19 protein-coding genes are annotated in these 21,306 nt (G+C 35.5%); 7 read left to right on the forward strand and 12 right to left on the reverse strand.

Annotation, left to right across the window (positions count from 1 at the left end):
• Positions 1-40: 40 nt before the first annotated feature.
• The 3 genes from ABD792_RS18710 (at position 41) to deoC (ending at position 2,183) form a co-directional block, all read left to right on the forward strand.
• Positions 41-637 (forward strand): TetR/AcrR family transcriptional regulator, encoded by a 597-nt coding sequence (locus ABD792_RS18710; protein WP_345008029.1) that lies wholly within the window; start codon positions 41-43, stop codon positions 635-637.
• Positions 638-686: 49 nt separating this feature from the next.
• Entirely contained in the window at positions 687-1,181 is a 495-nt protein-coding gene (locus tag ABD792_RS18715) for an acyl-CoA thioesterase (protein ID WP_345008031.1), read from the forward strand.
• A 333-nt stretch (positions 1,182-1,514) separates the two neighbouring features.
• Entirely contained in the window at positions 1,515-2,183 is a 669-nt protein-coding gene (deoC, locus tag ABD792_RS18720; protein ID WP_345008033.1) for a deoxyribose-phosphate aldolase, read from the forward strand.
• 169 nt (positions 2,184-2,352) lie between these two features.
• On the opposite strand, the gene ABD792_RS18725 is transcribed toward deoC, so the two are convergent.
• Positions 2,353-5,799, reverse strand: a complete 3,447-nt coding sequence (locus ABD792_RS18725; protein ID WP_345008036.1) for a methylmalonyl-CoA mutase family protein — start codon at positions 5,797-5,799, stop codon at positions 2,353-2,355.
• Between the two features lie 217 nt (positions 5,800-6,016).
• On the opposite strand from ABD792_RS18725, the gene purU reads away from it, so the two are divergent.
• Positions 6,017-6,871 (forward strand): formyltetrahydrofolate deformylase, encoded by an 855-nt coding sequence (gene purU, locus ABD792_RS18730; RefSeq protein ID WP_345008038.1) that lies wholly within the window; start codon positions 6,017-6,019, stop codon positions 6,869-6,871.
• 13 nt (positions 6,872-6,884) lie between these two features.
• Here the strand turns inward: purU and ABD792_RS18735 are convergent, their stop codons facing one another.
• Positions 6,885-7,463, reverse strand: coding sequence for a hypothetical protein (locus ABD792_RS18735; protein ID WP_345008040.1), 579 nt, complete (start codon positions 7,461-7,463; stop codon positions 6,885-6,887).
• Between the two features lie 149 nt (positions 7,464-7,612).
• Between ABD792_RS18735 and ABD792_RS18740 the strand changes: the two genes are divergently transcribed.
• From ABD792_RS18740 to ABD792_RS18750, 3 genes are all read left to right on the forward strand, one after another.
• Complete coding sequence (locus ABD792_RS18740) at positions 7,613-8,317, forward strand: DUF4197 domain-containing protein (protein WP_345008041.1); 705 nt, start codon at positions 7,613-7,615, stop codon at positions 8,315-8,317.
• Positions 8,318-8,454: 137 nt separating this feature from the next.
• The gene (locus tag ABD792_RS18745; protein ID WP_345008042.1) at positions 8,455-8,652 is read left to right on the forward strand and encodes a Lacal_2735 family protein; all 198 of its coding nucleotides are present in this window, start codon (positions 8,455-8,457) and stop codon (positions 8,650-8,652) included.
• A 73-nt stretch (positions 8,653-8,725) separates the two neighbouring features.
• Positions 8,726-8,857: a hypothetical protein gene (locus ABD792_RS18750; protein ID WP_345008044.1), complete on the forward strand. Its 132-nt coding sequence runs from the start codon at positions 8,726-8,728 to the stop codon at positions 8,855-8,857.
• Here the strand turns inward: ABD792_RS18750 and ABD792_RS18755 are convergent.
• The 10 genes from ABD792_RS18755 to ABD792_RS18800 all read right to left on the reverse strand — a co-directional run bounded on the left by ABD792_RS18755 (position 8,832) and on the right by ABD792_RS18800 (position 21,267).
• Positions 8,832-9,635: an ABC transporter substrate-binding protein gene (locus ABD792_RS18755; protein WP_345008046.1), complete on the reverse strand. Its 804-nt coding sequence runs from the start codon at positions 9,633-9,635 to the stop codon at positions 8,832-8,834. The two genes, ABD792_RS18750 and ABD792_RS18755, sit on opposite strands and share 26 nt — an antisense overlap.
• Positions 9,636-9,708: 73 nt before the next feature.
• Positions 9,709-10,533: an orotidine-5'-phosphate decarboxylase gene (gene pyrF, locus ABD792_RS18760; RefSeq protein ID WP_345008048.1), complete on the reverse strand. Its 825-nt coding sequence runs from the start codon at positions 10,531-10,533 to the stop codon at positions 9,709-9,711.
• 43 nt (positions 10,534-10,576) lie between these two features.
• Entirely contained in the window at positions 10,577-11,653 is a 1,077-nt protein-coding gene (gene prfA, locus ABD792_RS18765) for a peptide chain release factor 1 (protein WP_345008050.1), read from the reverse strand.
• Between the two features lie 160 nt (positions 11,654-11,813).
• The gene (locus ABD792_RS18770) at positions 11,814-14,372 is read right to left on the reverse strand and encodes an adenosylcobalamin-dependent ribonucleoside-diphosphate reductase (protein WP_345008052.1); all 2,559 of its coding nucleotides are present in this window, start codon (positions 14,370-14,372) and stop codon (positions 11,814-11,816) included.
• A 183-nt stretch (positions 14,373-14,555) separates the two neighbouring features.
• Positions 14,556-15,521, reverse strand: a complete 966-nt coding sequence (locus ABD792_RS18775; RefSeq protein ID WP_345008054.1) for a DUF3078 domain-containing protein — start codon at positions 15,519-15,521, stop codon at positions 14,556-14,558.
• Between the two features lie 67 nt (positions 15,522-15,588).
• Positions 15,589-16,767: an AIR synthase related protein gene (locus tag ABD792_RS18780; RefSeq protein WP_345008056.1), complete on the reverse strand. Its 1,179-nt coding sequence runs from the start codon at positions 16,765-16,767 to the stop codon at positions 15,589-15,591.
• A gap of 165 nt (positions 16,768-16,932) precedes the next feature.
• On the reverse strand, positions 16,933-18,429 hold the full coding sequence (locus ABD792_RS18785) for a carboxypeptidase regulatory-like domain-containing protein (RefSeq protein ID WP_345008058.1): 1,497 nt from the start codon (positions 18,427-18,429) through the stop codon (positions 16,933-16,935).
• 18 nt (positions 18,430-18,447) lie between these two features.
• A complete protein-coding gene (locus ABD792_RS18790) occupies positions 18,448-19,908 on the reverse strand; it encodes a CsgG/HfaB family protein (protein ID WP_345008060.1) in 1,461 nt (486 codons plus the stop codon).
• Positions 19,909-20,074: 166 nt separating this feature from the next.
• A complete protein-coding gene (locus tag ABD792_RS18795) occupies positions 20,075-20,482 on the reverse strand; it encodes a curli production assembly/transport component CsgF (protein ID WP_345008062.1) in 408 nt (135 codons plus the stop codon).
• A gap of 140 nt (positions 20,483-20,622) precedes the next feature.
• A complete protein-coding gene (locus tag ABD792_RS18800; protein ID WP_345008064.1) occupies positions 20,623-21,267 on the reverse strand; it encodes a CsgE family curli-type amyloid fiber assembly protein in 645 nt (214 codons plus the stop codon).
• Between the last annotated feature and the right edge of the window lie 39 nt (positions 21,268-21,306).

Below are 21,306 nucleotides of genomic sequence, written 5' to 3' on the forward strand. Positions count from 1 at the left end.
TATACCAATTGGTATATTTTTTTGTTATATTCGCTTCATATTGAAAACAAAAGCAGAAATAACATCGCAATATATTCTTGAAATGGTTGCCCCTATCTTCAACAAGAATGGCTATGCAGCCACAAGCATGCACGATATAACCCAGGCAGTGGGCTTAACAAAAGGAGCCATATATGGAAATTTCAAAAACAAGGAAGCCTTGGCTATAGCTGCTTTTAGATTTACTGTAAAGAATCTACTCAAACAAATTTCCATTCATCTAGAACAAAGTAACTCCCCTATACAAAAACTCTATTTGATTGTAGATTTTTATAGAAATTACTACAAATATAGTCAAGAACTTGGTGGCTGCCCCGTATTAAATATTGGTGTAGATGCCAATAATCAAAACACCCTTTTACTTGAAAACGTGAGACAGGTCATCGAAAAAATACAAGACCAGATTGCTAACATTATAGAAGACGGTATTGAAACTGGTGAAATATCGACCGAGGTAAATGCCATGCTTTTTTCAAAGCGCTTGTATACGTTGATTCAAGGAGCCATTTTTATGACCTATACTATGCAAGATGAACTTTACATGCACGAAACTCTTGATCAATTAAAGCTGATTATTAGTAATGAACTAAAAACTTAATATTTTTTTAACCAATAATATACCAATTGGTATATTTAAAACAAAACTTATGAATACACTTCCAAAACTTCTACAAAGCTCGGCAAAAATACGCTTTCAAGACTGTGACCCCTTTAACCACCTAAACAATGGTAACTATATAAACTATTTTATGAACCACCGTGAAGATGTACTTATAGAAAATTACAACTTCGATATTTATAAAAGAGCAAAGCAAGAAGGAAAAAGCTGGGTATCCAGTAGCAACCAAATAGTTTATTTAAAACCTGCTTTATTAATGGAAACAGTTATTATTGAATCGCAATTACTTTCCTTTAATAATAGTGAACTACAAGTTGAAATGCGTATGTACAACAAAGACAAAAGCCACTTAAAAGCATTTATTTGGAGTAGTCTCGTACATTTTAACTTATTAACGCAAAAGCGCGAATATCACGACAGGGAGCTGATAGATCTTTTTAAAGCCGTAGTTAATCCAGTTAAATCGCAGTCTTTTGAAGATAGGCTTTCCGAATTAAAACAAGACTTTGCAAAAACTGTTTGACATTCGTAAGTTAAAATTCATCTTCCCAATAAAACTTAAAAATAAAGGCCTGCAAGACTGAAAAGGAATTATAAGGAAATAAGATGTATTTTAAGAAGAAAAAGGTAAAATTAAACAGTTTTTCTCCTTGCTCACAATATTTTGAAAATATTGATGTTAATAACTATGTGGATTAAAAGCTCGACCTAAATTGAGCTGATTTAAATTTTAATTTTTAAATTAGCTACCAAATAAGTCCCCAAAACTTATATAAACTTAATTTAATTTTTTAATAGCAGCTTATTCTTTTGCCATTACAGCAACGGACTGAGCAATAAAAACCTACTTATACCTATGAACATATCAGAGTACATAGATTTATCCCTTTTAAAAGCAACCTCAACAGAACGCGATATAATTGAATTATGTCGCGAAGCAAGAGAAAACCAATTTAACGCGGTAAGTGTAAATAGTTCTTATGTAGCATTAACCAAAGAGCTACTCAATAAAACCCCCATTAAGGTAGCTGCTGTTGTTGGGTTTCCGCTTGGCGCCATGTCGACTGCATCTAAAGTTTATGAAGCTAAAAAGGCCCTACTCGATGGTGCCAATGAAATTGACATGGTCATCAATCTTGGATTTCTTAAAAGCAAAAATTACGTCTCTGTACTGAAAGACATCAGCGATGTAAGATTAGCTATAGGCAATACTCCTTTAAAAGTTACTATAGAAATCTCTGAGCTTAATAAAAATGAAATCATTAAAGCTTGTGAAATTTGCCTGGACGCTAATGTAGATTACATTAAAACGTCAAGTGGTTTCTCTAAAAGCGGCGCTACGCTAACAGCCGTAAAAATCATGAAAAAGACCATTAAGAACAAAGCTAAAATAATTGCTTCAGGCGGCATTACAGACCTTGAAACAGCTTTAAAATATCTTGATACTGGAGTTGACAGGGTAGCTACTTCTGATGGTGTAAAAATTGCAAAAGAAAAAATAGCAAACTTAAAAGTAGCTTCTTAAAAAGAAATATTCTGTAGCTTTAATAAGAGTAAACATCAAAAAACTAAAAATGTCACATTAAGCGCAGCCGAAAGCATAAAAATAATGGTTTCGGCTGTGCTTATTACATCTAGATAAGATTTAAATTTTTGTTATGGACTAACATCCATTTATATAAGTCGCGAACAAACTACATATTTCTGCGATACTGGCCTCCTACTTCAAACAAGGCAGATGTTATTTGCCCCAATGAGCAAACTTTACAGACTTCCATTAAAGCTTCAAATATATTCTCATTTTGAATTGCTTTTTGCTGCAATGCTTCTAACAAATCTTTAGTATTGTAAGCTTTATGTAAATTTTCCAACGTTTTTATCTGGAGCTTCTTTTCTGCTTCAGTTGCTCTGATAACCTCTTTCGGAATGACTGTAGGCGACCCCTTCGAGCTTAAAAAAGTATTTACGCCAACAATAGGGAAATCGCCATTGTGCTTTAATGTTTCATAATACAAACTTTCTTCTTGAATCTTACTACGTTGGTACATGGTTTCCATAGCTCCCAAAACACCTCCCCGTTCCGTAATTCTATCGAATTCCATCAATACAGCTTCTTCAACCAAATCTGTCAACTCTTCAATGATGAATGCTCCCTGAATAGGATTTTCATTTTTAGCCAATCCTAACTCTTTATTGATTATCAACTGAATGGCCATAGCACGCCGAACGGACTCCTCGGTAGGTGTTGTAATCGCTTCATCGTAGGCATTAGTATGAAGAGAATTACAGTTATCGTAAATAGCATAAAGGGCTTGTAAAGTGGTACGAATATCGTTAAAATCTATTTCCTGGGCATGTAAGCTACGCCCAGAGGTTTGAATATGGTATTTTAACATCTGAGCTCTTTTATTGGCACCATATTTATACTTCATGGCTTTTGCCCAAACCTTTCTAGCTACCCGTCCAATGACAGCATATTCCGGATCAATACCATTAGAAAAAAAGAAAGACAAATTAGGTCCAAATTTATCGATATCCATTCCTCTACTCAAATAATACTCCACGTAGGTAAATCCGTTTGCTAAAGTAAATGCCAATTGCGAAATAGGATTAGCTCCTGCCTCGGCTATATGGTATCCAGAAATAGACACCGAATAAAAATTACGGATATTATTATTAATAAAGTACTCTTGTACATCACCCATTAAGCGCAAAGCAAACTCTGTTGAAAAAATACAAGTATTCTGGGCTTGATCTTCCTTTAATATGTCCGCTTGCACCGTTCCTCTTACCTGAGTTATAGTTTGCGCTTTAATCCTATTATAAATAGCTTCTGGCAAAACCTTGTCTCCCGTAATTCCCAATAACATTAAGCCAAGCCCATCATTCCCTTCTGGTAAATCTCCACTATATCTTGGTCGTTCAACGCCTCTTTCCTCATAGTACTTTGTTATCAGGATTTCAACTTCGTCTTCCAACCCCTGTTCTTTAATGTACAATTCACATTGTTGGTCGATAGCCGCGTTCATAAAAAAACCCAACAACATAGGCGCAGGTCCGTTAATGGTCATACTAACAGAAGTCATGGCATCTGCCAAATTAAATCCCGAATACAGTTTTTTAGCGTCATCCAGACAACAAACCGAGACTCCTGCATTTCCAATTTTCCCATAAATATCGGGACGTAAATCTGGATCATTCCCATAAAGTGTAACACTATCAAAAGCAGTAGACAAACGTTTGGCGGACATATCCTTACTTACATAGTGAAAACGTCTATTGGTTCGCTCTGGACTTCCTTCACCTGCAAACATCCGTGCAGGGTCTTCTCCAGTTCGTTTGAATGGATACAATCCTGAGGTATAGGGAAAAATACCCGGTACATTCTCTTGTAAACACCATTGTAAAACATCACCCCAAGCTTCGTATTTAGGTAAAGCGATCTTGGGTATTTTTATACGCGATAACGATTCGGTATGTGTCGCTACCTTTATTTCTTTATCCCGTACTTTAAAAATATAGAAATCATTTTTATAAAGCTGTTTTTTATCATGCCAACCAACAATAACATCCCAATTACGGGGTTCCAAGTCAAGCTTTATACGATAGAATTCCTTAATTAATAGATTTAAAAAATCTTTAGAGTGACTGTCTTGAACCTGACCCAGAATCTTATCCTGATCTAACCCCAAACTTGTTATGATAGATAGCTCTACATCCCTTGATACAATGTTGGCTACCGAACAAATAGCCTTAAATATACCATATAATCTTTGAGCTACTTGTGATTGTACTTTTACTTTTTTATCATACAAGCGATTATTTTCCGATATCTCAGAAAGATATCGTGTCCGCGAAGAAGGAATAACAAACACTTTTTCGCTCATTTCACCCGAAACCTCGAAACTTGATTTTAAATCGGCTTGCGCTTTGGCAACCAATGTATCCATAACTACTTTGTAGAGCGTATTCATTCCCGGATCATTAAATTGCGATGCAATCGTCCCAAAAACCGGAATGTTTTCTTGTGATGTATCCCAAAGGTTATGGTTACGCATATATTGTTTCTTTACATCGCGTAAAGCATCAACAGCACCACGTTTATCAAACTTATTAACAGCTACTATATCTGCAAAATCAAGCATATCAATTTTCTCTAATTGTGTAGCTGCACCAAACTCTGGAGTCATCACATAAAGGGACACATTACTATGCTCAACAATCTCGGTATCCGACTGTCCTATTCCCGAAGTTTCCAATATGACCAAGTCATACCCGGCTGCCTTTAAAACAGCTATGGCTTCATTAACGTGCTTAGACAAAGCCAAGTTGGATTGTCTGGTCGCCAAACTACGCATATATACCCTTGGTGAATTAATGGCATTCATACGAATGCGATCGCCCAACAATGCCCCTCCTGTTTTTCGCTTGGAAGGATCTACAGAAATGATCCCTACTGTTTTTTCTGGAAAATCAATTAAAAAGCGCCGAACCAATTCATCTACCAAGCTAGACTTTCCTGCACCTCCCGTACCTGTAATTCCCAAAACAGGCGTTTTGGAATCTTTATTAGATTTTCGAATAGCCTCTAAAACCACTTTTGCCTTTTCTGGAAAATTTTCGGCAGAAGAAATAATACGCGCTATCGCTTTAGGATTGTTTACCGATAAGTTTTGGAGCTCATCGTTAAGCACATCTCCTATCGCAAAATCCGACTGTTCCACCAAATCATTTATCATACCCTGTAGCCCCATATCCCGTCCATCATCCGGGGAATAGATGCGGGCAATACCATAATCCATCAATGCTTTGATCTCCAAAGGCAGTATAACACCTCCTCCACCGCCAAATATTTTTATATGCGATGCGCCCTTTTCCTTAAGCAGATCGTACATATATTTAAAATATTCGTTGTGCCCTCCTTGATACGAGGTCAAACAAATGGCATTTGCGTCTTCTTGAATCGCCGTATTGACAACTTCTTCAACACTGCGATCGTGACCAAGGTGTATCACCTCGACTCCGGTAGCTTGAATAATACGACGCATAATATTTATAGAGGCATCATGCCCATCAAACAACGAGGCTGCTGTAACGATTCTTACATTATGTATTGGCTTATAAACTGGTACTTGCTCCATCTACTTCTTAATTTTATTCATAAACGGCCATCTCTCTTACAACAACATCCAAACCACCTTATAAATAACTCATTTATAAAAATATATCTTTTTTAGCACTGCAATTTACGGAATATTCAAAAATACACTTTATTTACACAGGATTTTCTAAAACTTTCACCTAACCAAAAACCTGTCTTTTTTTGGGTTAATTTTAGCCCTGAAATCATTTTTAACCATGAACAAGATCACAATTTTAATCCATTGCAAAGACAGCCCCAATATCATAGCTTCTGTAACCAACTTTATAGCACAAAGAAATGGCAACATTGTATATATAGACCAACATGTTGATAGGGAGCAAAATATATTTTTCATGCGTTTAGAAAGTGAATTCACCATACCTTCGTTTTCTACGAACACCTTTAAAGAAACCTTTAAAAATGGTTTGGCAAAAACATTTGAAATGAAATGGCGCATTTATTCTTCTGAAAAAAAACCCAGAATGGCCTTGTTCGTTTCAAAATACGACCATTGCCTTTATGACATATTAGGGCGTTATAACTCGGGCGAACTTAATTTAGAAATTCCTTTTATTGTTAGCAACCATGCAGATTTAAAACCCATTGCTGATAATTTTAAAATCCCTTTTTACCATATACCAGTTACTAAAGAAACAAAGGCTGAAGCAGAAACTAAACAGCTTGAATTATTATTAAAACACAAAGTTGATTTTATTGTACTGGCTAGGTATATGCAAATTATATCTGAAAAATTAATTGAAAAATACCCCAATAAAATCATTAATATCCACCATTCTTTTCTGCCTGCTTTTGTAGGGGCCAAACCTTACCATTCTGCTTATAAACGAGGGGTTAAAATTATTGGAGCTACCAGTCATTATGTAACAGAAGAATTAGACGCAGGTCCTATTATAGAGCAAGATGTCGCACATGTTTCCCATACTTACTCTATTGCCGACCTTATTGCCAAGGGTCGTGATTTGGAAAAAATAGTTTTGGCTAATGCTATCAAGCTACATGCCAATAGAAAAGTGATGGTATACAATAACAAAACAGTTATCTTTTCGTAGTCTATTGACACAATCAATTACTCCTAATCACATGTAAGGATTCCTGTATGAGTCGTCGTGAAACAATCTGGCATGCCTTAAAAGTATTTTCCTCCGAAAATTTACTCACATAAGGCGCAAGGGCTTTAAGCCATGTTTTATTTGAGCTATTGTACTCTAACACTCCCAACCACAAACCTAATAACTCATTTATTATAATTGCATTATGGGCATAGTTTACATCCAATTGATTAAATAAACTGTTTGAATAACTTTTAAACAACAAAGGATTTTTAACAAGGTTTTGAAAAAACAACTGCGTTTCATGCTTTATTTCAAATTCTGAATCTAACGACTTAACAAAATAATGATCGGCCGATTTACCTTTGCTTGTTACCAATAACAAAAATGTACTAAAAATTAAATCTCGGTAATTTTGATTGGCATGGTAATAGACATCCAGCCCAAGGTTGGTATTCACTAACATCAAATTACCCTTAATAATCCTTTTTAAAAAAGCATGAAGCGTCGAAACGTCTTTAGAAGAAACTATTAGTTCCTTCTTAAACCCTTTACTGGAAATATTTACAATCTTAAGCTTAGACTTTTCCATTGTAACCTTAACATTTCCATAAATTTAATTAAAATTAAACAATCGATAGAATAAATAGAATTGATTGATGCTATTTTAAAATAGAATTTGGCAATATAAATGCATACTAGTCTACTTTTTGTATTTTTGAAAATCTTAAAATCTACATCATGAAAAAACCATTAGTACTATTACTCTGTATTTTGTTTTTTAGTTCTTGTGCCGAATTGCAACAAGTGGTAAACCAACTACCTCAAGGAGGGGGTATTAGCAACACAGAAATAGCATCGGGATTACGCCAGGCCTTAAACTTTGGTATCGACAAGCAAGTTACCAAGCTTACACAAACTGATGGCTTTTATAAAAATGAATTGGTAAAAATCTTACTCCCCGAGGAACTCCAAAAAGTAGACAAAGCTCTTAGGGACATAGGGTTGAGCAAACTTGCAGATGAAGGACTTAAAGTACTTAACAGGGCAGCAGAGGACGCTGTAAAAGAAGCTACGCCTATATTTGTAGACGCTGTAAAAGGCATCACTTTTTCTGATGCAAAAACGATTTTATTAGGTGATGACTCGGCTGCTACGCACTATTTAAAAACCAAAACAGAAACTGCTTTATACTCTAAATTTAACCCAGTTATAAAAAGTTCTTTTGACAAAGTTGGAGCCGATCAAATATGGAATAACCTAATAACAAAATACAACGCAATTCCTTTTACTACCAATGTTAACCCTAACTTAACAGACTATGTAACTGGAGAAACCCTAAAAGGGGTATATACCATGATAGCCGTTGAAGAAAAGGAAATACGCACGAAGTTTTCATCAAGAACAACCGCGCTTTTAAAAAAGGTTTTTGCTTTACAGGATTAAATTCAAAATATATTTTGTTGGCTATTTCTCTTCAACAAAGGGAAAATTGCATCTCTTTTCTATTCCAAAAAAACACGTACTTTCTTTTCTTATTAAAAATAAAAATGTATATTTAAGTACTTGTTATTCAGTCTAAAATGAGCAGGATAGACGTCATAAAAAACAACCAAACCAGACTTAATAAACGTTATAAGGAGCTTATTGAGCAGGCTTATAATTTCCGTCAAACAGATTCTGCTTTAAGTGACATATCTGAGTTTAGGGCAATCAAACTCCTGAACAAACTTAACAGATTAAAATATTTAGCCCGCGAACAGTCTAAAGCAACTCCTTGATTCTTATCAATTATTTAACTTTTTAATCACATCCATTTCTTAAAAACACTCGTATTTTATATAAAAAATGAATATGAGTTCACACTTTTGTAAAGTTGGTAAAATTAAGCCCAACATAAATAAATTAATAGGCAAAGAAGAATTACTAAATGTTGATATTAAGGTTATAGATGTTACGTTTAAAACACATCCTTTTGAAGACTAACGCGTAAAGTTTTAAAATAATCGAAAGCCCTTAAAAGCCTAGATCCATACCAAGAAAACATTTCTCCATCCACTAAAACAATTTTAGTATCTGGCCAGTATACTTGAAGCTTGTCTTTGTGTTTTTCCTTAAACGGATATGGCTCACTTGACAAAAAAGCATAGTCAACGGTTTTGGTTTTATCCATATCGTCCGTTAATTTAACTTCTGGATAACGCTCTAAGCGACTATATACATTCTCATACTTGTTAAGCTGTAACATATAATTAATAAATGTATTATTTGCAGCGACCATCCATGGCGTTTTCCAAATAAAGTAGGCTACTTTTAAAACAGGCTTATCTTGAACAAAATTTTCAAACGTATTCCATTTTGCTTTAATTGTATTTATTAATGACGAAGCATTATCGGCTTTATTAAAAATTACTCCATACTGACCAATTAGCTCTAAGCTATCTGCAATAGTATACACATCCGAAACATGAACCTCACAAACCGATTGGCATGCTTCAACAATCTCTCTGGTATTTTCTTCTTTATTACAAAGAATAATATCGGGGCGCAATGCTTTAATTCTATCCAAATGCAATTGTTTGGTTCCACCAACTATAGTTTTATCACTTAATAAATGACAAGGGTGCACACAAAACTTTGTAATTCCAACTATTTGATCGGCCAATCCCAAATCGCAAAGTAACTCTGTTTGGCTTGGCACTAAGGATATAATACGCTTTGGCGTATCTTTAAAATGAAGTGTTCTTTGAAGTTGGTCTCTCATATTCTTAGTTTCCAGTTGCAGTTGCTGTACTCAGTATTTCAACAAAGCAACCGCTACTGACCTCTGAGACTGCTTACTGAAACTGTTTACTTAAAACTTCAGCCATTTGCACCTGAAGTTGTTTACCCTTTTGAGCAGCCATTAAAGCAAAATCTGCCCCATTTGACGCATAAATAATTCCTCTGGAAGAATTAATAAGCAAGCCTACACTATCATTCATACCATACTTACATACATCCTGTAAATTACCGCCTTGGGCTCCAACTCCTGGAACCAAAAGGAAGCTCTCTGGTATAATATTTCGTATTTCAGCTAAATACTCAGCCTTTGTTGCCCCAACAACGTACATTAGATTTTCTGAACTCTCCCAAGTCTTGGAGGTTTCCAAAACTTGTTTATACAGTTCTTTCCCATTTACTTCTTTCGTTTGAAAATCGAAGGCTCCTTGATTGGAGGTTAAAGCCAAAAGAATGGTATGCTTGTTTTTAAAAGCCAGAAACGGCTCTACTGAATCTTTGCCCATATAAGGTGCCACGGTAACACTATCAAAAGATAAATCCTCAAAAAAGGCTTTAGCGTACATCGTACTGGTATTCCCTATATCGCCTCGTTTAGCATCAGCAATTGTAAATATTTCAGGATGGTTCTCGTTAATGTAATTAATGGTCTTTTCTAATGCTTTCCAGCCTTTAATGCCATAAGCTTCATAAAATGCTGTGTTAGGCTTGTATGCAACACATAAATGATGGGTCGCATCTATAATTGCTTTATTAAATGCAAATATTGGATCCTCTTCTTGTAAAAGGTATTTAGGAATCTTGTTCAAATCAACATCCAACCCAATGCACAAAAAGGATTGTTTTTTTTTGATTTCTGAAATAAGTTGTTTTGTAGTCATTCAAAAAATATAGATTCCTGCCTTCGCAGGAATGAGAGTAGTATTAAATGGTCTCGTCACTCGCTTTAAGCTTTTCCGTATTTTCGGCCAACATCAGCTCATCGATAATCTTTTGGATATCGCCATTTACAATATTGGATAAATCATAAAGCGTTAAACCAATTCTATGATCGGTAACGCGTCCCTGCGGGTAATTATAGGTTCTGATCTTAGCACTTCTATCTCCCGAGGACACCATCGAACCGCGCTTAGCTGCATCTTCTTCATTCTTTTTTGCCAATTCCATTTCATACAAGCGGGAACGTAGCACCTTAAAGGCTTTCTCTTTGTTTTTATGCTGTGATTTTTGATCTTGACACTGTGCCACCAATCCTGTTGGAATATGGGTTAAACGTACAGCTGAATAGGTCGTATTTACCGATTGCCCTCCTGGCCCGGATGAACAGAAAAAATCAATACGAACATCCTTAGGATTAATCTCTATATCAAATTCTTCAGCTTCAGGAAAGACCATTACAGTCGCTGCACTGGTATGCACACGACCTTGGGTTTCTGTCTGTGGTACCCTCTGCACACGGTGTACTCCTGCTTCAAACTTTAAGGTTCCGTATACGTCTTCACCAGTAACTTCGAACTGGATTTCTTTAAACCCACCGTTGGTGCCTTCGCTAAAGTCTACGGTATCGACTTTCCACCCTTTGCTTTCACAGTATTTAGTGTACATTCTAAATAAGTCACCGGCAAAAATACTTGCCTCGTCACCTCCTGTCCCTGCTCGCAACTCAACAACAGCATTTTTAGAATCTTCTGGGTCTTTAGGAATTAACAAAAACCTTATTTCTTCTTCTAATGCAGGAATACGTTCTTTGGCTTCATCATACTGCATTTTGGCCATGTCTACCATTTCTGGATCACTACCATCGGCTATAATTTCTTCGGCCTCAGTGATATTGTCTGTTAGCGTCACATATTCGTCCCGCTTATCCATCAATACTTTTAGGTCTTTATATTCCTTGTTTAATTGCACATAACGCTTTTGATCGGAAATAATATCTGGTTGAATGATTAAATCACTTACCTCATCAAATCGTTGCTTTATTATTTGTAATTTCTCTAACATCTACCTTTTTAATTGTGCACCAAAAATACGATAATTTATGAATTTTCAATAGCGCGACGGGTATTCTGATTAAGTATCTGGAACTATTCTACATTAAAAAGAAAATTGGAAGTCGGTTAAGAACCAACTTCCAATTCATCATGTATATCCATTCTTTATTTTACCCACATTTAGAAGAGCCACAATCCTTACAGGTTAGACAGCCTTCCTGATAAATCAAATTTTCCGAATTACAATTAGAACAGGTATGTCCCTTTGCCTTAGTTCCATCGGCCACGTAACGCTTTAAGGCTCGTCCTACACCATTTTTCCATGTATTAATGGATTCGCTATCCAATTGTAAGCTATTAATCAATTCAACAATGTTGTCTATTGGCATTCCATGACGGAGTGTACTGGAAATAAGCTTGGCGTAATTCCAAAACTCAGGATTAAACTTATGGGACAGACCTTCAATAGTGGTCTTATACCCTCTTTTGTTTTTATATTGAAAATCGTAACGGGAATTCCCTTTTTCATCCCTGTTCTTAATTATCACTCCTTTATCTACCCAGCGCGGAATTAAAATTCCATCTTCATCATCTGCCAGCCCAGTAAAAATCTCATAGGGCTTCCCTTCAATTAAGCCAATAAAAGCGATCCATTTTTCTTTATTATTTTGAAAGCGTACAACATCAGCTTCCAAGGTTTGGGGTCTTTTTATTGGAAATGCAGTTAACAGCTCCTGTTGTTTTTCTTCTTTTTTCTCTTCGTTAGAAATCAACACACCAGACCGAGACCCATCCCTATAAACGGTAACTCCTTTACAACCTACCTCCCAGGCCTTTAAATACAATTCTCCTACTAAGTCTTCATCAACATCACTAGGTAAATTAATCGTTACACTAATGGAATGGTCTACCCATTTTTGAATAGCTCCCTGCATACTTACTTTACTAAGCCAATCTACATCGTTAGAAGTTGCATTAAAATATGGCGATTGCTTAATCAAATCATCCAATTCTTCCTGAGAAAAATTCTTAGAAGTATCTATTCCGTTCACATCCATCCACTGCTTAAATCTATGATGAAAAACTACGTATTCTTCCCATGAATCCCCAACCTCGTCTACAAAGTCGACACGTACATTTTTATCATTTGGATTCACTTTACGCCTTCTTTTATAAACGGGTAGAAATACAGGTTCTATTCCAGACGATGTTTGCGTCATTAAACTAGTAGTTCCTGTTGGAGCAATCGTTAACAGCGCTATATTACGACGGCCGTATTCCAACATATCGTAATACAATTTTTCATCAGCTTCTTTTATGCGCTGAATAAATGGGTTCGCTTTTTCTCGTTCGCTATCAAAAATTGCAAAAGCGCCACGTTCTTTTGCCGTGTAAACTGATGCTCGATATGCTTCAAGGCACAATGTTTTATGCACTTGAAGAGAAAACGCATTACCTTCTTCACTACCATATTTAATTCCCAATGCGGCTAACATATCACCTTCAGCCGTAATACCTATGCCTGTTCTACGACCTTCTTCAGCTTTCTTCTTAATATTCAGCCATAAATTGCGTTCAATGGATTTTACATCGTCCATTTCCGGATCGGCTTCTATCTTCCCTAAAATCACATCAATCTTTTCCAGTTCCAAATCGATAATATCATCCATAATACGTTGCGCTATAGCAACATGTTTTTTAAATAACTCGAAATTAAATTTGGCTGCTTTAGTAAAAGGTTCTTCTACATAGGAAAACAAATTAATAGCCAATAAACGACACGAGTCATAAGGACATAAAGGAATTTCTCCACAAGGGTTTGTGGACACCGTATTGTAACCTAGATCCGCATAACAATCAGGAACAGATTCATTAATAATTGTATCCCAAAACAATATGCCTGGCTCTGCTGATTTCCATGCATTGTGCACTATTTTTTTCCATAGTTTCCTTGCCTTTATAGATTTGGTATATTTAGGGGCACTACTAAATATTGGATATTTTTGAGTATACTCTGTATCAGATTTTATTGCTTCCATAAAAGCATCATCAATACGTACAGAGACATTTGCTCCAGTAACTTTCCCCTGTTCAAGTTTTGCATCTATAAAATCCTCAGAATCTGGGTGATTGATGGATACAGATAACATTAGGGCTCCACGACGACCATCTTGTGCCACTTCCCGGGTGGAATTAGAATAGCGCTCCATGAAAGGAACAATACCTGTAGATGTTAACGCAGAATTCTTAACCGGTGAACCTTTGGGACGTATGTGTGATAAATCGTGACCAACTCCTCCTCGGCGTTTCATCAATTGAACTTGCTCCTGATCAATCTTCATAATTCCCCCATATGAGTCGGATGCTCCTGAGTTTCCAATAACAAAACAATTAGATAGCGATGCCGTTTGGTAGGGATTACCAATACCTGCCATAGGACTTCCTTGAGGCACAATGTACCTAAAGTCCTTAATTAAATTAAAAACATCATCCTCGGTAAGCGCATTTGGATAACGCTTCTCTATTCTGGCGATTTCCTTAGCAATACGACGATGCATATCGTTAGGTGTTTGCTCATACAAATTACCTTCGGAGTCTTTTAAGGCATATTTATTTATCCATACACGAGCAGCAAGATCATCTCCTTTAAAATAAGCTACGGAAGCTTCAAAGGCTTCTTCTTGGGTATATGTTTTTGATTTACTAACAGATTCGGTTTCAACAGGCATAGTTTTCAGGATTAAAATTTAACGATTTCTTAATTGCAAAATACGCAAAAAATCAAAACTAAAAACATGACAAAAGTCACAAAGTTTACACAAAAAACAAATAAAACCCTAACAACCAATAAGTTGTAAATTTATCAACAGCAAAAAGTTAACAAGTTTTTTAAATAAAATAATCTAGAAACTCTAAAAATCGAACGCAAAACCAACACCTAAAAACTGCTTCCACTGCACTTTAGCTCCAGCTTCCTCCAGTTCACCTTCAATTTCTGAAGGCTTGGTTGTCTTTACATCATCATCATATCTAATATGCGAGCCCAAGGTAGCTCTTACGAAACTATTTACTCTAAAATCGAAATCTACACGCCAATCAATATCTAGATTACCAAAATTATTTATGTAATCGGTATAAAGACTAAATTGATTTTTAACCTTAACATTCTCGGCCATTTGCATTTCATAACTGTTGGTCATTAAAATCCCAACTTCTTTCCTAACCCGCTCACCTTCAATTATAATATCCCCATTAATATCCCTAACTGCTGGCTTTACACCGAAAGCACCTGCATTCGATAAATCTTCATCTAACACGAATGTCGCTTTTAAAGTAATGGGTGAAAAATAAAATGATAAACGCTCTATGTTTCTACCATATTCCATACCGCCACCAAAAAACAAGTAACCAGGAGCCATAAACCTAGAGATTGGCTTATCTCTATTAGGATATTTGTAACCGTTGGCTAACTGTGTCTTAAAATTAAGTTTTGCCGAATAGAACCAATTGGACTCATTATCGGGCTTGTAGCCTAAATTAGAATTTAATTCAAACAGATCGTCTGTTTTTCTAATCTTCTGCCCTTGCTGTTTGTTAAGTCCGTAACGTGACATAACATTATTATTCCAAAAGAAATATTTGTCCTTATAATTAGCTTCTGACGCAAACCCCAAAAGCATAGAAATGGAATTACTACCTCCCGAATTCCAATTAACAAAAGACACTTCGCTCAAATCTACCGAGGCCTTATTTAGTCGAACCCATTGCGGCTTAACAAAATTATCGGGCTTAACAATTGGCTTTAAAAATAATGTATCGGGTTGCGCGCTTATTAATTGCAAACAAAACAAGAAAAGAATTAACAGAACGTTTTTCATAGTTTACTAGGTTATTTTAAAATTACATCCTTCATCAACAACCATTCCATTTTGACAAAAACCAAAACTAATAGCTAAACTCGCCAAACGCACTCTTTATTGTTAGCTTTTTGGTTTTTGAAGACTCTACCCTTCCAATGACTTTAGCATTAACATTAAAAGACTTAGAAATACTAATAATATCGTCGGCTATTTCTGGAGTCACATAAAGTTCCATACGGTGCCCACAATTAAATACTTGATACATTTCCTTCCAATCTGTTTTACTCTGTTCTTGTATTAGTTTAAACAAGGGAGGAATATCAAACATATTGTCTTTTACAATATGAAACTGATCTACAAAATGAAGGATCTTAGTTTGTGCACCACCAGAGCAATGCACCATTCCATGTACTAAATCACTTGTATATTGCGATAAAATTTTCTTAATAATTGGCGCATAGGTTCGCGTTGGTGACAACACCAACTTACCGGCGTCTAATGGAGCATCTGCAACCTCATCTGTTAGCTTAACACCTCCAGAATAAACCAAATCATCGGGAACTGCTGCGTCATAACTCTCTGGATAAGCTTTTGCCAAATACTTTTCAAAAACATCGTGCCTTGCAGAGGTTAAACCGTTACTCCCCATTCCTCCATTATATTCCTTTTCGTAAGTTGCCTGTCCAAAACTCTCTAATCCAACAATAACATCACCTGCTTTAATATTGGCATTATCTATAACATCACTGCGTTTCATTCTTGCAGTAACAGTCGAATCTACAATTATGGTACGCACCAGGTCACCAACATCAGCTGTTTCTCCACCAGTTGAATGAATCGTCACTCCAAATGCCTTTAGCTCAGAAATGAGTTCTTCCGTTCCATTAATAATTGCCGAAATAACTTCTCCTGGAATTAGATTTTTATTACGCCCAATAGTTGAGGACAGTATAATATTATCTGTTGCCCCTACGCATAACAAATCGTCTATATTCATAATTAAGGCATCTTGCGCTATACCTTTCCAAACCGAAAGATCACCAGTTTCTTTCCAATACATATATGCCAAAGATGACTTGGTCCCTGCGCCATCTGCATGCATTATAAGACAGTAATCATCATCATTTGTTAAATAATCCGGAACGATTTTACAAAATGCTTTTGGGAAAATCCCTTTGTCTATATTCTTAATTGCATTGTGAACATCTTCTTTAGATGCCGAAACACCTCTTTGGGCATAACGTTTGGAAACTTCTTGACTCATTATATTGATTTGTTGTGCAAAAATAAGGATTGTTTCTTTTTTGCTATTCTTTTAACCGAGAATTTATAACAATATTTTTTAACTAAAAGGCTGTTCAAAAATATACAACAAAAAAAGCGTACAAATTTCATGTACGCTTTTCAATCAGTTTTAAGTTTTATCTATCTATTCCCAATCTGGCATTTCCGCATTACCAAAAAGCACTGTTCTTGAATTGACATCATCCAAATCTGAGAGTTTTACTTTTAAAATATCTTTTTGCGAAATCCCATCATTCGATGTCTGCATAAAAATAACCTCAGCATCGTTAGGTGAAAAACGAGGATCTATATCATTAAAGCCTGCTTGTTTTTGACTAGACACGAGCATTGTTGTAGACGAAACCAATTCATATAAATAAATACTTGAATTAAGCTGTCTATAGGTGGCATTTTCAAAACCTGAAACGTCATACCAATACAATACTTTTTTATTATCCACAGTTAAATCTAAGCCTCCTGCTGCTCCCAAAACATTTTCCAATAGAATATTTAACACCATTCCTGAAGAGTCAATAGTATATATTGAAACACCGTAACCATTGATATTATTTGTTTTTAGCACCATGAGACTTTCGTCTTCACTTAAAACACACTCTGAAATCAAACTCCCATCTGGTGTTTTATATATTTCTTGCAAACCTGATCCATCCGAATTTACAGTGTACAACATATCAAAATTTGGATAAATTAAACGGCTTCCATTTTTAGACCATGAAAAACTCATTTGATCCAGATCAAACCCATTTACAGGAATAGCAGATGTTACTTTAAATATATTCGATCCATCTGGGTTCATTGTATAAATATGTGTTTTAGAGCCTTCTGTAGCCAAAAACGCTATTTTATTTTTAGCTAAATTTTTCCTAGGCCTCCAACAATTCATTGAAACAGGTGTTAGCTGTAATTCATTACCATTCATATCGGCTGAGAAAATAACATTATTCCCTTCTATTTGCCTTACAAACAAGAACCGATTTGACGGAAACTTTAGTGTTTCAAAAGAATTCACAGCACTTATTGCAGATTCATTTATTCCATCGGAGGCACTTACTTGCCAAAAATACTTTAATCCGTATCGCAATCCAGAAACATTAAACAACGTATCCTCTATATTGCTAAACTTTAATATTTCGTTGTCTTTATCGTTTCTAATCTCGACCTCGTAAGTAAGTTTATCATCTTCAGGATCTGAAGCTTTCCACTTCAATTGAATATCGATATCTACATTTGTAGCCATATCGGATGGCTCCATAATTAAAGGCACATTGGGTGTTTTATTTTTAGCCGTTTCTACCTCCATTTCAAACACAACACTAATACTTGTATTCACTTGTACTTTCACCCCTTCAAAACTTGTTAGATATCCTTCTTTTTCTGCTTGAACAGAGTATTGGTCTGCCACAACCTCTTCTAATAAAAATTCTCCCTTTTCGTTTGTAAACACAGTACTCGAACTAGGGTTTGTAGAAATCTTAACGTTTTCTAAAGGACTATTGATCCCTTTAGCTACAACTTTTCCCGTAATCTTGCCCTTAGAAAGGTTATCAATAGTTTCTTCGCTACAACTATTAAAAACCATCACCGCTGCAACTATTAAAAAATATTTAAAATATGTATTCATTATCTTCTAAACTTATTATTAGATCTTTTTCTCATCTCTTATGGCTTTGACCTCAATTTTATGTTTAGCCTTAAGGTTTTTCTTTTCCTCTCTTAGCTTTTGCCTAGCTTTTACACGTTGCGAATTATGCCTGTGCATATAAATATTAACCCCAATACCTAATCTGTAATAAAAATCATCCCTTTTGCCATTTACAACACCATCTATCTTATCACTAAAAACCATGTTCTGTTCTCCAAACATCTTGACTCCTACATTTTTAGATATCAAATATTCTATTCCCAGACCACACTGAAGCTTGGCATCTGTACTTGTAAAATAATTAGCTGCATTAACCCCAAAACCACCATAAACAAACGGCGTTATATCGTCAAAAGGCAATATGTTACATTCGGCATTTACATCAAAAGACATAAATCCTTCGTTAAACAAACCTTTATTTTCTAAATTGAATTTTGAATAACTGGCACCAACATTAAAATACGGACTAAAGTACCTTTTATACCCAGCTTTCCCCATAAACTCTGGTTGTGGATTTGGTAAATCCCCATTCATAAAAGAAGCTCCTGCGGCTAGCTCAAAAACATTTTTACTCCTTTTTTCTTTGTACAATCTATCATACAACTTCGTTAACCCTGCATTTTCTTTTTCCAAATCGTATTGCTTAATCAATGTAGATATTTCTTCTTCATCTCCTTGCGGCTCCCAAAGCCTATCTTTAACGCCCTCAATAATTAAAGCTTCAACCGATTTTTCAATTGCTTCTGTAACTGCCAAATGAACCGGTTCATTTCTGGTAAATCCAGTTTCTGCTTCTAAAAGTCTTTGAAACTTTACATATCTAAAAAGACTTGCATCTACCGACTGAGAAAGAATGGTTTTGGACACGTAAACAGTCTTCAATATTTTTCCACTTGAAGTCGATATTGCCCTTAGATACACCGAAATCCTGTCTTGCCTGTACTGTGTTGAGCCACCCGCCCCAAAATAACGTGCTCCCAAACCTCCTGTTATAATGTTTGAATCATAGGAAATAACACCGCCTTCCAATATTATACCAGCATATAGTAAGGGGGGCAACTTTTGAGAAGCCAAATCATCTCCGTTTGCATATTCTTTTCGAGTAGATCTTATGATATTACGCTCATTTAACAAATTGCTCAAGTTTTCGCGTTCAATCGGGACAAACCATTTTGAATCCTCTAAAGCTTTAAGCAAAATAGACGTTGTCCCTTGCGAGATTGCCGTACTAAATGTACTCCCATTTTCTGTTGGCTTATACTGCCCTGTTTGATCCCTAAATTTATAGACACCAACCACGACTGGCTCAACCGGCAATGGTAAGTTTTTTAAGTCACCACTTACCTCTGTAGACTCTCCCAACCTAGCTGCCTGTATATCTATAGGCTGATTAAAATATGTTCCACAACTAAAAACTGTAATCATTAATAATAATGACACGAACAGCATGTTCCTCATCGGTTTAAATTTTAATGTTTTGTATCGGCAAGATGTAACTGCGCACATCTTATCCAATATTTTTTTAAGAAGTTCATGAATCTTTGATTTCGTCATTTACACCTAGCTTCACTAAAGGTTGTAACAACTCATTTCAACAGTTTTATTTATAATAACGCAACAAGTTTTAATTTGGAACAATTATTTGGGTTTGCTCGCCAGTACCTGTATCAAGTATATCTACAACGAGCCCTTCGTTAGACGGGAAGATTTCTACAACTAAAGCACCAAAAGAATACGTTCCTTCTGCCAAACCACTTTCACCAAATTGATCTGAAAAAAGCGTTCTCGATATTTGACTCAATATTTGATTATTCAAATTTTCCTTAAATCTTTCCAACTCAGATTTTTGGCCTACATCTATTTGATTGGGATCCTTAAATGAATTCTGAGACTGCGCAGAACTTAATAACCAATTGTAGTTAAACGTATCGCCTCCGAACGCTGGATTTTTAGGTTTATAAACCAGATCTTGACTATATGCAAATCCTACAGCAAAAAACAAGAAAGGCAATAATACCAATAATTTTCTCATGTGTTTATATTTTTTAATTAGTATGCTTCGACTAAAGTTTATATTGAACTAAGGGGATGAATTTGCTCAATCATGCATACAACCTTTTCATTGTTTGATTAAACTTATTAATGGATGTTTGCACTTTATCCTCTACTCTTTTAATATTGTGTGATGTATTTTTTTTGTTTTTTAATATCCTGGAAGTACTTAAATACTTTCCGTATTGACAATTTTGCCCTTTGCTCTAAATACTCCTGATTTGGTTTCACGAAAAACTCATCTACAACCGAATTATCAATACTTATTTGTATTATGGTGTTTCTCCCCAAACTTAATCTTTCTGATATTTTCACAATCTTACTTCCTTTTATCTGATTTAAATTGTACATAGAATAAAAGAACTCGTAAAAATCCCTCCCTGCTTTCGTTTTTGTATCTTCTGTTACAATACCCAGAATCTCAATACCATCATTCGGTATTTTTGCTTCTACAGGCACATTATTATTCGACAAAACAAGTCTGTCCTTTCCCAAAAGCACGTCTTCGTCATCGTAAATCAGCAAAATGACTATAACTTTGTCTTTTTCATCCTGATTAATGGTTGTACCTGACAATTCTTTTGTTTCATTTGCCAAAAGTGTAAAACGCCCCTCCTGAGTCGATTTCGATGTGTTTGAAGTTTTATTATTGGCTTTTATAACATGCATAGAATACCTTAAGCTTTTAATAACATCTAGAGTATTTGTAGCTGTTCCCTTTACACTTATAAAATCATCTACATTCTCAAACTTTATTTTTGCCACTATTTCTTTGTTTGTTAATTGGGCAAAACCCAGCTTAAC

Source organism: Snuella lapsa (genome assembly GCF_039539345.1).
Classification (GTDB): Bacteria; Bacteroidota; Bacteroidia; order Flavobacteriales; family Flavobacteriaceae; genus Snuella; species Snuella lapsa.

Excerpts from the sequence above, each read along its gene's own strand:
- ABD792_RS18790 (WP_345008060.1), bottom strand. The coding sequence starts at position 19,908 with ATGAGGAACATGCTGTTCGTGTCATTATTATTAATGATTACAGTTTTT.
- ABD792_RS18735 (WP_345008040.1), bottom strand. The coding sequence starts at position 7,463 with ATGGAAAAGTCTAAGCTTAAGATTGTAAATATTTCCAGTAAAGGGTTT.
- deoC (WP_345008033.1), top strand. The coding sequence starts at position 1,515 with ATGAACATATCAGAGTACATAGATTTATCCCTTTTAAAAGCAACCTCA.
- ABD792_RS18740 (WP_345008041.1), top strand. The coding sequence starts at position 7,613 with ATGAAAAAACCATTAGTACTATTACTCTGTATTTTGTTTTTTAGTTCT.
- ABD792_RS18780 (WP_345008056.1), bottom strand. The coding sequence starts at position 16,767 with ATGAGTCAAGAAGTTTCCAAACGTTATGCCCAAAGAGGTGTTTCGGCA.
- prfA (WP_345008050.1), bottom strand. The coding sequence starts at position 11,653 with ATGTTAGAGAAATTACAAATAATAAAGCAACGATTTGATGAGGTAAGT.
- purU (WP_345008038.1), top strand. The coding sequence starts at position 6,017 with ATGAACAAGATCACAATTTTAATCCATTGCAAAGACAGCCCCAATATC.
- ABD792_RS18715 (WP_345008031.1), top strand. The coding sequence starts at position 687 with ATGAATACACTTCCAAAACTTCTACAAAGCTCGGCAAAAATACGCTTT.
- ABD792_RS18755 (WP_345008046.1), bottom strand. The coding sequence starts at position 9,635 with ATGAGAGACCAACTTCAAAGAACACTTCATTTTAAAGATACGCCAAAG.
- ABD792_RS18770 (WP_345008052.1), bottom strand. The coding sequence starts at position 14,372 with ATGCCTGTTGAAACCGAATCTGTTAGTAAATCAAAAACATATACCCAA.
- ABD792_RS18775 (WP_345008054.1), bottom strand. The coding sequence starts at position 15,521 with ATGAAAAACGTTCTGTTAATTCTTTTCTTGTTTTGTTTGCAATTAATA.
- ABD792_RS18745 (WP_345008042.1), top strand. The coding sequence starts at position 8,455 with ATGAGCAGGATAGACGTCATAAAAAACAACCAAACCAGACTTAATAAA.
- ABD792_RS18725 (WP_345008036.1), bottom strand. The coding sequence starts at position 5,799 with ATGGAGCAAGTACCAGTTTATAAGCCAATACATAATGTAAGAATCGTT.
- ABD792_RS18785 (WP_345008058.1), bottom strand. The coding sequence starts at position 18,429 with ATGAATACATATTTTAAATATTTTTTAATAGTTGCAGCGGTGATGGTT.
- ABD792_RS18795 (WP_345008062.1), bottom strand. The coding sequence starts at position 20,482 with ATGAGAAAATTATTGGTATTATTGCCTTTCTTGTTTTTTGCTGTAGGA.
- ABD792_RS18750 (WP_345008044.1), top strand. The coding sequence starts at position 8,726 with ATGAGTTCACACTTTTGTAAAGTTGGTAAAATTAAGCCCAACATAAAT.
- pyrF (WP_345008048.1), bottom strand. The coding sequence starts at position 10,533 with ATGACTACAAAACAACTTATTTCAGAAATCAAAAAAAAACAATCCTTT.